This window comes from Moorena sp. SIO1G6 (assembly GCF_010672795.1).
GTDB classification, from domain to species: domain Bacteria; phylum Cyanobacteriota; class Cyanobacteriia; order Cyanobacteriales; family Coleofasciculaceae; genus Moorena; species Moorena producens.
The window spans coordinates 1-15,016 of the sequence record NZ_JAAHFZ010000032.1 but is presented as its reverse complement, the minus strand read 5'-3'; the positions used below and the strand labels follow the sequence as shown (position 1 = coordinate 15,016).

At 43.6% G+C, this 15,016-nt stretch carries 8 protein-coding genes; 2 read left to right on the top strand and 6 right to left on the bottom strand.

The window, feature by feature from the left end; genetic code table 11:
* Positions 1–43 precede the first annotated feature (43 nt).
* Entirely contained in the window at positions 44–550 is a 507-nt protein-coding gene (locus tag F6K63_RS24530) for a hypothetical protein (RefSeq protein ID WP_287313342.1), read from the bottom strand.
* Between the two features lie 133 nt (positions 551–683).
* On the opposite strand from F6K63_RS24530, the gene F6K63_RS24525 reads away from it, so the two are divergent.
* Positions 684–830, top strand: coding sequence for a hypothetical protein (locus F6K63_RS24525; RefSeq protein ID WP_287313341.1), 147 nt, complete (start codon positions 684–686; stop codon positions 828–830).
* Here the strand turns inward: F6K63_RS24525 and F6K63_RS24520 are convergent.
* From F6K63_RS24520 to F6K63_RS24505, 4 genes are all read right to left on the bottom strand, one after another.
* Entirely contained in the window at positions 811–1,353 is a 543-nt protein-coding gene (locus tag F6K63_RS24520) for a hypothetical protein (RefSeq protein WP_287313340.1), read from the bottom strand. The two genes, F6K63_RS24525 and F6K63_RS24520, sit on opposite strands and share 20 nt — an antisense overlap.
* A gap of 181 nt (positions 1,354–1,534) precedes the next feature.
* Positions 1,535–5,344, bottom strand: a complete 3,810-nt coding sequence (locus F6K63_RS24515) for a hypothetical protein (protein WP_287313339.1) — start codon at positions 5,342–5,344, stop codon at positions 1,535–1,537.
* Positions 5,345–5,355: 11 nt separating this feature from the next.
* Complete coding sequence (locus F6K63_RS24510) at positions 5,356–8,964, bottom strand: LamG-like jellyroll fold domain-containing protein (protein WP_287313338.1); 3,609 nt, start codon at positions 8,962–8,964, stop codon at positions 5,356–5,358.
* A 280-nt stretch (positions 8,965–9,244) separates the two neighbouring features.
* The gene (locus tag F6K63_RS24505; RefSeq protein ID WP_137985572.1) at positions 9,245–9,511 is read right to left on the bottom strand and encodes a hypothetical protein; all 267 of its coding nucleotides are present in this window, start codon (positions 9,509–9,511) and stop codon (positions 9,245–9,247) included.
* Positions 9,512–10,456: 945 nt separating this feature from the next.
* Here F6K63_RS24505 and F6K63_RS24500 point away from each other — a divergent pair.
* The gene (locus tag F6K63_RS24500; RefSeq protein ID WP_287313337.1) at positions 10,457–11,359 is read left to right on the top strand and encodes a helix-turn-helix domain-containing protein; all 903 of its coding nucleotides are present in this window, start codon (positions 10,457–10,459) and stop codon (positions 11,357–11,359) included.
* Positions 11,360–12,022: 663 nt separating this feature from the next.
* On the opposite strand, the gene F6K63_RS24495 is transcribed toward F6K63_RS24500, so the two are convergent.
* Positions 12,023–14,419: a peroxidase family protein gene (locus F6K63_RS24495; RefSeq protein WP_071105087.1), complete on the bottom strand. Its 2,397-nt coding sequence runs from the start codon at positions 14,417–14,419 to the stop codon at positions 12,023–12,025.
* Between the last annotated feature and the right edge of the window lie 597 nt (positions 14,420–15,016).

Here is a 15,016-nt window from a genome sequence, read left to right as displayed (position 1 = left end):
CGCGTAGCGCTTAAGCTGATTGCTGATTGCTAATAGCTTATAGCTATTCTTCATTACTGATTTTGAAATAGACCCCCTTTAATTGAAGGTCTAATCCATCTATTAATTGACCTGAATTCTCTTGCCATTCTGCTGATAGTCCAACAGTGTAAGCTGTCTTCGTTTTATCAACGACTTTATTTCCCTGATCATTTATCGTTGAAGCACTAGAACCTGGAATTCTGACATGAAATTCATCCACATATAAACCAGCTTCAACCAGCACACTTGCCGCATTTTGTAAGACGGTAATATCTGGTAATTCGTCGGAATTGAGCGTGCCATCCGCATTCAGAAAGGAAGCCGTTGTGTCTGGATCAACTGCTCCTAGTGTTTGTAAAATACTGTTAAGAGAAGTGCCCACTGTACCTAAATAGACTCTCTCCCCTGCCGGAAGTTCAACTTCAATTCCCTTTTCTTTAATCTCAGTAATGGCATTTTTAGGTTCTAGGGAAATTGTCTTCCCAGCCAGTTCTAGAGAAACACCAAAAAATACTTTAGTTTCTGACATTTTTTTGCTCCTTATTCAAAAATATTTACTTTCAACAACTATCAATTTACAACAACAATTATAAATTAGACATTTACCCTTGAATTATATATCATATATAAATGATATGTAAACCTAAGAGGTATTTTTTTTATTGGGCAATAAAACTCCGGATATCTTTCCCATCTTGCCTCTTGCCTCTTGCCTCTTGCCTCTTGCCTCTTGCCTCTTGCCTCTTGCCTTTTTCAGCAATTTGTGTGTTTACAACCGAGATACAAAGGCTATAGTTGATCGAGCTTAACTTCAGCTTCCGGTGGCACCACTGATTCTTCTGGAATCTTTGTAGTCGATAGATTATCATCAGCCACAGGATTTCCATTTTCGTCCACAAAGGTTAAGCCTTTTTTAACAATAACACCATTGGGATAATCATTGGATTGGGGTACCGAAAATACGGTAACTTTAATCCCCCTTCTATCTTCAGGTTCCGGGATAGGTTGGAAGACATCAATCTTCAACTTCATTGCCAGTTCAGGAGCAACATCTTGGTTGCTTAGAAAACTGAAATCTTTAATATCAAAGGGAAAATCCTCGGCAAAATTGAAGGGAAACTCATCATTAATTGAAGCAGTAGCCGTATAACAAGGATCCGGTGAGGTACCTTCCGTAACAGTAATCGTTTTTGCCCACATATCAGATAATGGATGATTTTCAGATAAGGTGATGGGCAATTCTTCAGTAATGCTATAGGTAGTCTTTACTTCCTCCATAAACGTTGGAATATCGTTAATCTGTTCATAATTGGGGATTTTCTCCTCTGCCATATTATCTCCTGTTTATCTTTAAATTCAACCTATTGGTTATAGCGTTTTTCGTGGCTATGAGGTACACATTATTTTTTCCCTCTTCCCTCTTTGCTCTTATCTACTCCCTGTTCCCTGTTCCCTGTTCCCTGTTCCCTAAAATCCATAAATTATGCACCTCATAGCTATAAAAATTACTAGATTATTTAGCATAGGCCGCATACCAGCCAACAGCATCATTACTATCAGTGGCCTCAGGATTGCCAAAGATAACAATTTCGGTTTGTCCATTGGGGGGAAATGAGAGGACAAAAAACTTAAGAGCAACCTTCTTAATTTTCAACAAGTAAGCTGTACCAGAAGTGCTAGTCGAATCAACTAGTAATTCCACCGTCTTGAAGGACAGCTTCAGTACACTCTGGAGAGGAAAACCGAGCACATCCCCACCAATTCCCGGTAGCCTCAATCCCACAAAGGTTGTTGCTCCCTCCTGGGAACCATCCTGATTGGGTTCCCAGATAATCAACAGATTAACCACAAACTGAGCTGATCCCGACAATGCCCCCAGACTACCCAAATTAAACTCGAAGTTAAAACCAAAGCCACTGTCGGGCATAGAACCACTGCCCAAGGGAGTCTTCACAGTAAGATACCCTTGAGGCTTGCTATCGGGTTGAGCAGGGTCGAGATAGACGAAGTTAGTCAGCTTGAGGGGAAATTTGCTGTAGAGACTATGGGGGCGGGCTTTACTGCGAGCCAAATCAAAGGCAATTTGGCTGGGATCGACACTAAAGGTGATATCCTGGGTACCATTGGTATGCTTGCAGTTCATCACAATACTCAGCTTTGAAAACTGCAGGAATTGTTCGTTCTTGGCTAGCTCATCCAGTTTTTGCTGCAACTCGGCTGATGCTTGATTGAGAGTATCAATCCCTACTTGATAATCGTCTTCCAAGGCACGGGCACTGCGGTTGACCAGGTTGCTGGCAGTTAAAACTTCATCGGATAGGGAAGTATCTGACCCAAAGGATAATCCATCAAAGGTCTCTAAGTCACGGAAATTGAGACGGCCCCAGAGGGTAAATCGTCCAATGGTGAGTGTAGTATCATTACCTGGGGGATCTGTGGAAAAAGTGGCCTTAACGATGTCAACATTATTGAGAATATGACTATCGGGTAGGGCAAAATAGTTCTCGCCGCTAAAGCTAAAGCTATAGGTAATCACCCCATCGTGTTCTTCCGTAAAGCCCTGGAGAATGACAATATTCCGTCCTGAGCGACTATTGAGTAATTGGGTAGCTTCGTCAAAGAGTTTATCTAGGGTAAGATTGACCTGACTGGAAAATGCCGTGATTTGTGAATTTTGGAACTGCACCCGTAAGTTGGCCACCTGGAAGGCATAGCCCAAGGGACCCGTTTCTGGCACGGAGTTGTCTTGATAGTCCAGCAATCCAAACAGGGAAGACTGTTCCGCTACCAATTGCCCATTTTGGGGCAAAATCGGGGTGCCATTACTCCCGACATACTGAGCGTAGAAGTTATCCTGGTCTTGTATGCCACATTCTAGGGCTTTCAAGTCTGGAGGCAGTCCTGTCCCCTCTGGCAGCTTGACATTTAACGCGATCATCCCTGACCAAAAGGTGCTGCTGCCAACCCGGGCTAGAGGGGCAGCATTATCCCGGTCTTTTTCAGCAGCATTGGGGTCCTCTGCGGTTGCGATCGCATTTTCAAAGAATGTCACTAAGCGATCGCGCACTTCTTTAATCTCTTTGACCCGTTCTTCGGCATCAGTTGCCGTCCCGACAAATACCTCCGGTTGTTCCCACAGGGCGGTATCCTTGAGAATATCAATCAGGGGCTTATCTAGGAACTTAAACAGTAAGACCGTATCACTATCCCCTGTGCCCTGTCGCCAATTGTCTGGATTAAGATCAAAGGTCCACCCTTTAATAGTTAGTTGGTTGTTCTGAAAATGCTCTTTGATAACTTGAGGAGGTTCATTGGTATCAAAGGTTTTTAGGGAACTCGGGTCAGTGATCACCAGGAACATCTGACTGGACTGGAAAGCTGAACGGAGGGATGAACCCCGTTCTAAGTCCTGCAAACTCACATCCTCATTGTCGGTATCCTTTGCCAGTAATAGGCTATTGAGGGTTTGATAATCAGAGGAATAAGTTGCCAACAATCCCAGGGACGTTGTACCGGTGATGGTTTCCGTTGTTGAGCTAGCAGCAGCAGCTGTCATGGCCTGAGCGTCAGGGGTAGCTGATCTACTCAAGGCACTGAATGCTTGGGGACTAGATGTCCCGGCTCCTAGTATTCCCTGAGGTTCACCGGTAAGTTGAGTGGTGTCTGTTTCAGCAACAATTTTAATTTGTTTGCGCCGCTGGGGATTGAGGATTTGTTCCTCCATTTGCTGATAGTGAGCCAGGGTTCCACTTACTCCACCATAGGGAAACAAGGGTAAATATTCTCCCCTTGGCAGTCCTGTAACGGGAACCTCCAAAAACGTGAGGGGATCATCAGTGGGGTCTTGGTTTTCATCCTGGAACGTTGATGCTTGATACAGCAAGGACTGCTTGGGTTGGGAAAAATAGACCGGTAAATTCGTTACTTCATATTCAATATATCCCCAAGCTGTAGTTGTTCCCGATTCTAGACGCTGCCCAGCTTCATTGGTTTCTACAATTTGCTCCGGAACGAAATCCGGCGCAAAGGTGGGTTTTCCAGCTTCCAGATGCAGAATATTATTCTGTTGACTCGACAGTTGAATGTATTCAATCCCGGCTAATCCACACAAAAAGTTATCTTCATCTCCGATCGGTAATTCCTGACCACTAGGGGGGGTAGTATCGTAATGGGGAACCGAGAGGGTAAATTTCCCTTGGGGGACTAGATACAAGGGTGAACCAAAGATGCTAGAATTCTGCCCTGGACGCTCTGCAAAGATTAGCCTACTGTCCCCATGACCATGGGGAGTGACATGAATGGAATATCCCAAATTGGTGCGATAACAAGAAGGCAAGGATAAATCCGAAATCTTAGAGTTTCCTGGCTCTACAAAGGCAAAGTAAGTGCGATCGCCATTCAAGGGTTGGAGTGGATCTAGGGCGCTATATAAAGTCAGATTTTGGCTACCATCCCCCTGCTCAGAATAATGGGAGGCAGCATCGCTATCTTCCCCCAGAAAGGGATATCGATGGCTAGAAATCAGGAAGTCCTGGTCGCTATTCAATCCTGCAAAACCAGACAAGGGGTCAGTCGGGTCTAGTAAGGAGTTTGCGGATTTGAAAAACATCCGCAGGGTAACATCCAGATAGACCAGTTCCTCAAAGGAGGCTGTGCCAGGAGATCGGTTTTGCAAGGTCAGGGCAAAGGTCAGGCAACCGGCCAACTCTCCGTTAAAGGGTAATGCCAGAGCTTCCCCTGCCTCATTGACCTCAATCCCTTTGAGTTGATTAGCACCATAACCTGTGGACAAATAAAAGGGGTCAGTTTTCGGTGATTCAGTTTCCGGTGATTCAGTCCCAGTGCTAGGGAGGTTGTGTAGAGACGGATCGGGGGCAAACACAAATCCGTCTTTGGTTCCATTCAACTGACAAATTACACCACTAGCGATCGCTAATTCATAGTTCCGGAAATTGAAAAAGGTCAGTCGCTCTACAGTATCTGTTGGGGAAAGAGTCAGGGCATGAAATCGCCAGCGAGAGACTAACTCCTCTGGGTTATCAATCCACAAAAACCGAGTATTGCGTACCGAAGGTGTAATCATAAATTCACCAATGCGGTCGCTCAACACCGAAAGGTCTATGGCATCATTCCCCTCTGGCACAGCTTTGAGAAATAGATATACTCCCGTCTTTATTGTCCAAGTTTCTTCCAGGGAAAGGGTTTGAGAACCTTCTATCGATCCGCCCTTCACCCAAAACCCAATGCTATAGGGCAGGGTAGGGTTAACGGATTCAGATAAAAAGTAGAGCGCCTGTGCTGTTGATTGGGTAAAGGTAGTCATCTGTTCACCCCCTACAGGACAATGCGATCGCCTTTGACCAGAGGCAAATCAAGCACTGGACTATCTTCGTCCAGGTAGATAAACCGATAGCTAGGTTCGTTAGACACCCCTTCGTGTAAAAGACGGCTCAACCTGGGTTTTCCGGTAGAGTTCAGTAGGGATTCTCCTAGGGATACGGACGGAATAGTGACACGTTCCTCCATCAGTTGTCGTAAAGTCGTTCCCACCGGAACAAATACCGGTTGTTCCTGTAGCACCACAGTAATTTCTGGAATCACTGTTGCTCGTCCTCGGAAATAAAAGCTAGCAACGTTTGTATTTTTATCCAGCTCTGTTACTGTTGCGGCTCCCATAATGGTTGCAGCTTGTCCGGGATCGAGGGAACCTGCAGAGGGAGCTGCCAAACTAGGATAAACCAGCCGCAAGTAGGGTTTTTGATAGCCAACTTTAAAGGTATCCAGACTACTTCCAGCCCCTACCGTAGCAATATCTGTGGTGACATAGGGCTGAATTTGCGACAAAAACCCATCAAAATTAATCATTAGGTTAGTGCTATCCCGATAACTGTTGAGGGTGTAGTAAGACGTGCCACTGCCCACAAACCCTGAATTAGCCGTAGATTGGGCTGGATGAACCAACTGATAGTTTTGGTAATCGACCCGTAACCGCATTCCAGCTTGCAAATCCACTGAGCCATTAACAGTATCCAAGCCGTAGTAGTAGTAGAGAATTTCCTCAACCAACAACGGCATCCGTTCAGCAATCCGGGTTTTGACCAGAGTGAGGGTACCAGAAATCAGATTACTGTTGGTATCTAGTTGAGCAATAAAGTTGTCGTAATCGGTCTTGAGTTGATCTAGCCAATTGTCACTGCTTTCCGGAGGAGTTATGGTCAGGGTGCAGCTTTGATCGGCATTTTCTGTCAGGGTAAAGATGCCTGTCGTGCTGGAAATGTTATTGGAATCCCCAGCAGTGTTGAATAACTGGGGCAATGTTGTGGTTTGGGTGATAGTAGCAGGGTCGTTGCCATTCCCCAAATAAATAACAGGTTTTTCCTCCACCACCGTAAAGTAGTAGTCCGCTTGATGGCGAAACTGTTCCGCAAAGATCACATCTACTTGGGAGTTTAACCGTTCCAAAATCGCTTCCAGGATGTGATTGGGAGTCAGCGGTGGGCGGACTAGGGTAAACTCCGGCACTGTAAAGGTGTTTACCGTCCCTGCTTGATCGGTCCAATCAAAGGTTCCAGAGACTTTGGCCAAAAAGCCTAACTCAGTCAGTTCCAGGATTACAGTGGCGTTCATCACGGAAGCGATCGCTACCTGGTCGATAATCTTTTGGGAGGTACCAGGTTCAAAGATTGGACCTAAGGTAACTTCAAACGGTAGACTTAAATTTCTTTGCCCTTCCAGGACAAACTGCTCATTGCGCCACCAGCCATGGAGTACAAGGTTTTCTCCCAACCAATTGCCCTTGATAACGACTTTCCCATCTTCAATCCCGAGGGGGTCAAATTGACTCCGTTGTTGATCGTGACGAGCAAAGAGTAGCTTGAAATCTACCGTCCAATCAAATGGGCGATAATCCCTTAATTGGGGAAGTTCCAGTTCAGACACAGAGGTGATGGAAGACATCTGCCATATCTCCCCTGTGCTATCTGGTTTCAGGAATAGAGACAACCCCTCTAGGGTATTAATTTGTCCTAATCCGATTTGAAGGTCTAATTCCGGTGAATTCAGGGCAAGTTTACCCGGCGCATCCGCTTGAACTGCCGTAAAGGGAATTGACGTTTTCCATAATGTGCTATCCACTTGTCCCCACTTAAAGTACCAGCTTGGGGAGGTTCCAGGTTCTGATTGCCATTCCAGGGCAATCTTGGTGAAGTCAAACTCAGGAGTAACTTCCCGGATTTCAGAGGTGTCAACCTTAAGATTGAGCTTAGACTCTGAATAGTGCTCTACATCCGGCATACCCTCCAAAGTCAGTTCAGCCGTTAGGGGTTGGTCCAAGGGACTGGGCATATTAGTCAGCGTCAGGTTGCCCAAAATTTCAATGGTGGGGTAGTAGCGCTGGTAAATCGCCTCTGGTGTCAGGGCGGAGTCATAAATTGCCACCTCGTAGAGTTCCCCTTCCCAAGGGAAATCTTGATTCCTTGGGGAGTTGCCCCTGGGATCGAGAAATAAAACGTCATTTGCTAACGCTAACTTAACAGCAGGGTGATTTGTCCAAGGCTTAAGTTCCTTATCACCCCTATCTTTCCAAGGATTATCCTCCTCATCATCCCGATTTTTCCAAGGAGAATCCTCATCATCTCGATTTTCCCAACGATTACCCCTCTGATTCCTATTTCTCGAACGATTACTCTGCTGATGCCTATTTCTCCAAAAATGACGCTCCTGATCATCGCTATTAATCCATTTTGAATTGTCTAGCGTTCCATTGAGATACACCTTGGCATTATCACTCTCATCCCCCAAGTTATTCTGTGAAAAGGTATAGACAACATAGGTTAGCTCCTCGGTTGTTACTGTGTCGGGACTTGTGGTCAGGATTTGCCAATATCGGTTTCTATCATTAGTGTTGGTGCGCAATAGCACACTATACTCGTCTTGATGGTACCAATCCCCCGACCACCGATTTCCATAACCCTTTAGCCATTCTGAATCCCCTTGAGCCAGAGTCACATAGGGATTTTCAGGATCTTCGGATAGAGTCAGGACTATAGCTGGGTATTTTTGACCGATTTGGCTAGGCTTAATCCAGGTTGCAATAGTGATTTCGTTGGTCTCTTGGAATGCCTTGATTAGTTTGCTAGCAGAACTTAGGTTTGCCGCTTCTAGGGTGGCATTTTCACTCTCGATCAAGCCATCTTTAACAGCGATAGACCCTAATCCCCACTCCACTGTTTCTGGCTCCGTTTGAATCCGTAAGTCGATAGCGGGTGCATCTTCGGTATTCCTCAAGGAGCAATCATAAACCCATTCTCCCGACTTTTCTCCAAACCAATAGAGCACCTGGGGTTGAAGAGGATTTGACCCAGGTTGCACGGTAAAAGTCGTCAACTCTAAATTGCCCCAGGGTTGAATCGGGATTTCCTGAGGATTATTGGGATTGTAATTAAAAATTAGTTCAGAGCCATCGCTCAACCCGGCCTCAAGGACGATATCTTGACCAAAAAGAACCGCCGTCACTGTTCCACTGACAGTAGCGGTTTCGGAATTAAGTTGCTGGGTAAAACTCAGATCTAAATCTTTGAAATGGGTTGAGCCTTCGGGACTAAATCCAAAAGAGTCAGTAGATTTAACTCCTAAAGTAAATGAATCGCTGTCGTAGGTGAGTTCAATATTATAAAAGGCATCGAAAGGTGAGGCGGGTAATCCCGGTAAGATTAGGCTAGCTTGATAAACTCCCTTATCAAGGGGTACTCCAGGTTTTAGAATTTGTGCAACTGATGATTCTGCTAGAAACTCGGAGATTGTTTGTTTACTATAGCGTTCTTTATCGATTCCCTCAGGAATTGTAATCCAATAAATCTGGAAACCAGTCTGAGCATCAATCTCGTATTTAAAGTAGTACTCAGAACCTAGACTCAATAATGTTATAAATCCGTCTGCGAGCATAAAAACTCCTTTGAATTCTATCTAAGGATTCAGCAACGTTGGTTATGGAATCAAACCAGGAGCAAGTGCAGTTTTATCAAGTTGAGCCGGTTGAGCTTGCTCAACAAAATCTATCACAGACTACCCCTAAGCAGAGCTTTTTTTTTACTAAACTTAATATTTACTAAACTTACTTAATAAATTACTAGTAGATAAATTAGCAGTATCCTGAATATATTCCCGATACCGAGAGCCACTCCAGGTTTTTCCTTGATGTCTTTACTGTCTGCCTAGTTGACGTTTAGGTTTTTATCCTGTATCTTGTTTTTCTTATTTCTGAGTTTACGTTTTTTTGAGTAGGTCTGTTGATGGCGGTTTTGATGAGATTTTGCGTTCTAACTCTGCTACTTACAGGCAATTTCTCTATTTCTTGTTTCAGTTCTTCTCTTGTTGCTTGCTGCTGCTGAGCTATAGCCTTCGCTACAGTAATGAGCATTTCTACCACTTCCTCCTTCGGCAACTGGTTGAATCGTTCTGGTTCTAGTTCGTTCGGCTGGTTTTTGGTCACGATCGCAATCCTATACGGTTGTCTCGCTTTTGTCAATACCCCACACCTTAAATCCTTACTTTAGTCAGGGTAGCAAAAACGACTCGGCGGTTTTAACTGCCGAGAAAAGTTTACTTTTTGTTACCAACATATCTTTGATTTGGTATACTTTTATCAGTAGAGTAAATCGATAAAAATTGGCTCTTCATCTATGAGATCAAAATGCAGTAGACGGCAGACTATTACAGAAAGCTTTATCAAGCTATTGCTATAGGTATTTTTGTACGCAAAACCATTATAAAATCATGGATATGCCGGAAATTTTAAAAGCGAAATGATGGCTACAATTATTTATTGCAAAACATTAGCTTATAATTCGTAAGCATTCAGCCGTCAGCTATCAGCCTAATACTTAAAATCAACCTCTTTTGGGAGAATTTAATAGTTCGATATGCTGTGCGCTACTTGAGGTGCTTTGTGGCACAGGCTTAATGTTTGTGGCACAGGCTTCGACGCTGGGACTATTAAAGGAATGCTTACCTCTTTTATTCAAAAGCTTAAAGCACCTTAGGTGCGCTTTCCGCATCTAATTATTAAATTCGCCACGGGTCGCACCTCAAGTAGCACCATCTGTAGCGCATAGGCTGATTGCTGTTCGGTGTAGCGTGGCCTAGGGCTGATGGCTGATCCCTGAATGCTTACATTACATCAGCCAACTCGACGAAAGGGCAAAGACTCACAGTGACGTGGGAATCCCCCAGCCCGAGGATTGTTCCTGCCGGGGGAGGATGCCAATCGAAACCATACCCTAAAATGAGAGAGTTTTCCTATTTCATCAGCAAATTGGCGATATTGTTAATCTTTGTTAATTTTTAATAAGTTTTATGGTGAGATGCCGAGGGAATGTTACTATCCGATGTTTATGTATAAAAATTGTTAACGTGGATTAATGGGTGGAGAGATTTGGTGAGCCACTTAAGTCTAGAGCAAGAGGAGCAACTCCAGAAAATAGGGACCTATCTCAGCCAAGTCAGGCAGGAGAAGTCTATACCTATTGAGGAAGTCGCTAACAAAACCTTTATTCGATTGCATATATTGCAAGCCCTTGAAGCAGGGCAATCCGAGCCCTTGCCCGAGCCAGTTTACATTCAAGGCTTTATTCGTCGCTATGGAGAGTTTCTCGGTCTAGATGGTCCAGGGATAGCCAAAACGTTTCCAGTTAATTCTGGATTGTCCTTGAAAACCGAGAAAACCGAGGAAACCGAGAAAACCGAGGAAACCGAGCCTGGTGCGTTAGTCTTGTATACCGGTACCTCTTCAGAAGATAAATCTCAGACTCTAACTTCTCCTCAAAAGATTCCTAGGATTGTAGCCAAAAGCAAGACTGTTAAGACTGTAGCCAAAAGCATACAACCCTATTATCCTTACATCATAATACTAAGCTTGGTCAGTGTTGCTGGTGGACTAATTTATCTACTCAACACCGTGTTCACCTATATCACTAATCGACAGATCGAAAACTCATCAGTTGCTCAGGAGCAGCAAACCCCAGATAAACCAGATCAACCAGCACCAGCCCCTAAACCCGAACCTAAACCACCCCCGACACCCAAACCATCTAATCCATTAATTAAAGTACGCTTGAGTATTACAGAGCAATCTTGGGTACGAGTGGTAGTTGATGGCAAAATCGAGTTGGAAGAAACCTTACCCAAGGGATATCAGAAAACCTGGATTGCTAAACAAAAACTGACTGTGAGGTCAGGGAATGCGGGAGGTGTTTTGTATAGTGTGGATCAACAGCAACCAAAATCCCTCGGGAAACGTGGTGCTGTGGTACAGAGGAGTTTTAGCTTAGCTGCTCAGTAGATCAGTGGCAGTAGCTTGTAGGGTGGGCAAAAACAGTTTGGTTTAAATGAGTATTCATGATTAGATTACTTTGCCCACCCTACTGGAATTGGGATTTTTTTTCTAATCATTCAGTAGCTTGTAGTAGCTTGTAGGGTGGGCAAAAACAGTTTGGTTATTTTGAGTATTCACGATTAGATTACTTTGCCCATCCTACTGGAATTGGGATTTTTTTTCTAATCATTCAGTAGCTTGTCGGGTGGGCAAAAACCCTTTGGTTCTTTTGAGTATTCACGATTAGATTACTTTGCCCACCCTACTGGAATTGGGATTTTTTTTCTAATCATTCAGTAGCTTGTCGGGTGGGCAAAAACAGTTTGGTTTAAATGAGTATTCATGATTAGATTACTTTGCCCACCCTACTGGAATTGGGATTTTTTTTCTAATCATTCAGTAGCTTGTAGTAGCTTGTAGGGTGGGCAAAAACAGTTTGGTTATTTTGAGTATTCACGATTAGATTACGTTGCCCACCCTACTGGAATTGGGATTTTTTTTCTAATCATTCAGTAGCTTGTAGGGTGGGCAAAAACCCTTTGGTTCTTTTGAGTATTCACGATTAGATTACTTTGCCCACCCTACTGGAATTGGGATTTTTTTTTCATATCATTACCGATTGATGAACCATTATAAAATGGTAAGATCAATCACTAGATCGTTAAAGTCGCGATCGCTTAGCGGCTCTGTTAGAGCATCGCTTTCTTCACTGTCATTACCACTTAAATCTTCAAAAGCGAATGTGAATGTGTTGTCACTGCCATTTCCAAGTTCAAGGATGTGGCTCATGCCATCACTGTTAGCAGCTGTGAAAGCAAAGAATATGTCAGCATCACCATTTTGAACATCATCCAATTCCCCATCTGTAACTAAGTAGGGAGCTAAGATAGAGCCTCCAGGAAGTGTAACATCAAAATTCACCGTGGTCAAGTTTTCTTCTACCTTGAATTCAACCACGCTGGCATCAATGGCAGCTTCTGCATAACCCTCTTGGCCAGGAGTAAGAGATTGACCCGTGATCGAATCAATTATCGTTCCTTGTTGATCAGCAATTACATAAAAGCCAATTAAATTGTCATACTCCGCCTCTCTAGTCACAGTTGCTGTAGCTTGTCCCGACAAGCCCGTTAAATCTAGCAGTCCATCAGATGAGGGATTGTTATCGGAGCTGATTACGAAGGCATTGTCTGGAATTGTAGTAATTTCGGTGTTGAGCTTGATAATGTCAGCAAAAGTCACTTCCTTAATGGCTGCAATTTCCTCTTGGGTAAAGAAACCGCCATCCTCAATCGGTCTCTCGAACCAGAAGCGGTCAGCATCCCTTATCCGCTCGTATTGCTCCCATAGCATTGCTTGAATAGTTTCTCCGGCACCGGATACAGCAACAGCATCTTCTGAAAACAGCCCAATCAATAAGTCGATATCTTCCACAGTGCGGTAGAGCTCTTCGAGAGTATTTGCCAACTGTGAATTTGAAGTAATTTCCGCAAAAGTGGTCACCCGTGGTAGACCAAGACTTGTTCGCACTTGGTTATAGTCAGCCAAGCCATGATCCCGTCCCCTTTGCTGATTAGCAGCATAAAGGTCAAATCCGATTGCATTTGGTACTAAAGCGTTGCGCAGGTCAAAGACTACATCAGTATCAACGTCTTCAGTAATCGTTTGACTCGCACCGCGCAAGATATTATCTATATCGCTACTATCATTAATATTGGGTGAACCAAATGTCCTTAATAATTGCAAACTTGTGAGATTACCATCAGCATCAATAGTGTCGATACGGTTATTAGTTTGGGTATGACCAACACGAAGACCAGCAGCGGCAAATTCACTAGTAATTTCTGGGGTTTGATTAGAGTTATAGCTGCTGTAGTCAGTGATCACATTACCCAACATCAGGGGGAGCCACTCGTAGAGAACAATAGCTTGATATTGGGCAATATTAATCTGGCGAGAGCGTTGAAATATCTGCTCATCTGTCCAGTCAGGATGAAACCGATAAAGTTCTTGGGCAAGGCGGTTATGGTTACGCATCCACAGGGTATGCTGGGATGCCAAACTATCATTCTCGTTAACCCGTGTATCCCCCGCTAGAAAACCCACATCCATAAAAGCGCCTTTACCACTGATCAGTTCTCCATCAGCACCTGTGATGTTAACGGGTAACAAGTCGTCATTAGTGGCAACTGTTTCATCTGAGAAGACGTTGAGGCGACCTTCGGAAAAAGCACGAATTGCTTGATATTCTTCTTCAGTAGATCCATAGACTACAGAAAGATCAAGCCAAGAGGTAACAATATTAATCGCTTTTCCTGGGCTCCCAGAGACTCCAGTACCGCTCAAAAAGGCATCCCGTTCAAAGTCAAACTGCAATCCACCATCTGCCTGTGTAGAAATTTCTTGAGTGGGAGGAGTGTTTGGAGGAAAATTCGGGTCATCTGCGGGAATGTCAATAGGGAAATTTAGTGATTCTAACCGGTTTTGGTTCTCGTCTTTTAACCCATTCGCTGCTAAGTCAGTGTCGTGGTTGACGAACTGACCAAAAGCCCAAATGAAAGCACTTAAGCCATTACCATTGGGATCAGACTCTCCCTCCTCTAGGTTAGAGGTGGCATTACTGATCACTCGGGTACTAGGGCGATCGGGTGGATTAAGCAATACAAAGGGCGCATCAGATACATTGCTTAAGCCTTCTGTATTGGATATGACATTCAATCCCAATCCATTTAATCGGTCTGCTTCGGCTTGGGTAAATATGGGAATCGGTTGGCGAGTAACAGTATTGCCATCTATACCGATCAGAGCATTGCCTTCTGCATCAAATGCAATACCCGCCGGTGACTGAATTCCGTCTTCATACTCAATTGGAGATAAACGCAGTAAGGGCGTATTAGGGATACCTAAAGAGACTTGGTCTAAATTATTCCTACTGCCGTCGATCAGGCGAATGGTAATCCCTTCATCGTTTACAACTAATGTGCTGTCGGCAAATGGGTCTCGTTGAAGAACACTGTTGAGATTGGTCATAACATTACATTTAAATAAACCTAAGACTTATCTATAAGAGTTCCCAACCGTAAGGAAAAAATCCTATAGGGTCAGTTAAGTTAGGATGTTTTGTTGTACAGATGACACCATAATATTGACCTGAAAGTCTTGCTATTTTTAGGTAGTTTTATGGTTGACCTCTAGGATTGATTGTGCTTAGCTTACAAACGTCACAAAATAAAAAGCATGTTACTTTTAGAGCTTATGAAAGCTTATACTATAGATTTAATAATTGCTAAGTTATTTTAGATTATTTTAAAATTTAAGATAGTTTGATCCATCAACTGGAGTCTTTTAACAGGTTTTATTCGATACCAATTTAATTTGCCATCAGAGGATTGTAAATACTTTTTTATGTTCTATATCAAATCTTTAATTCTCTGATGAGATGTATTTGATACTTTGACATTTTTTACTTTTAGCTTATAGGAGTAGGGAGCAGGGAGTAGCTTACAAGGGTATGTTTTTAAGATTCATCCAGGGGCAGGAGGAAAATCGGGACTAAATCTGCCTGTAGGTAAAGGCATGCCCTTAATCGCAGATGCCAAAATTATTAAAAATCCTCGTCTGAAACAA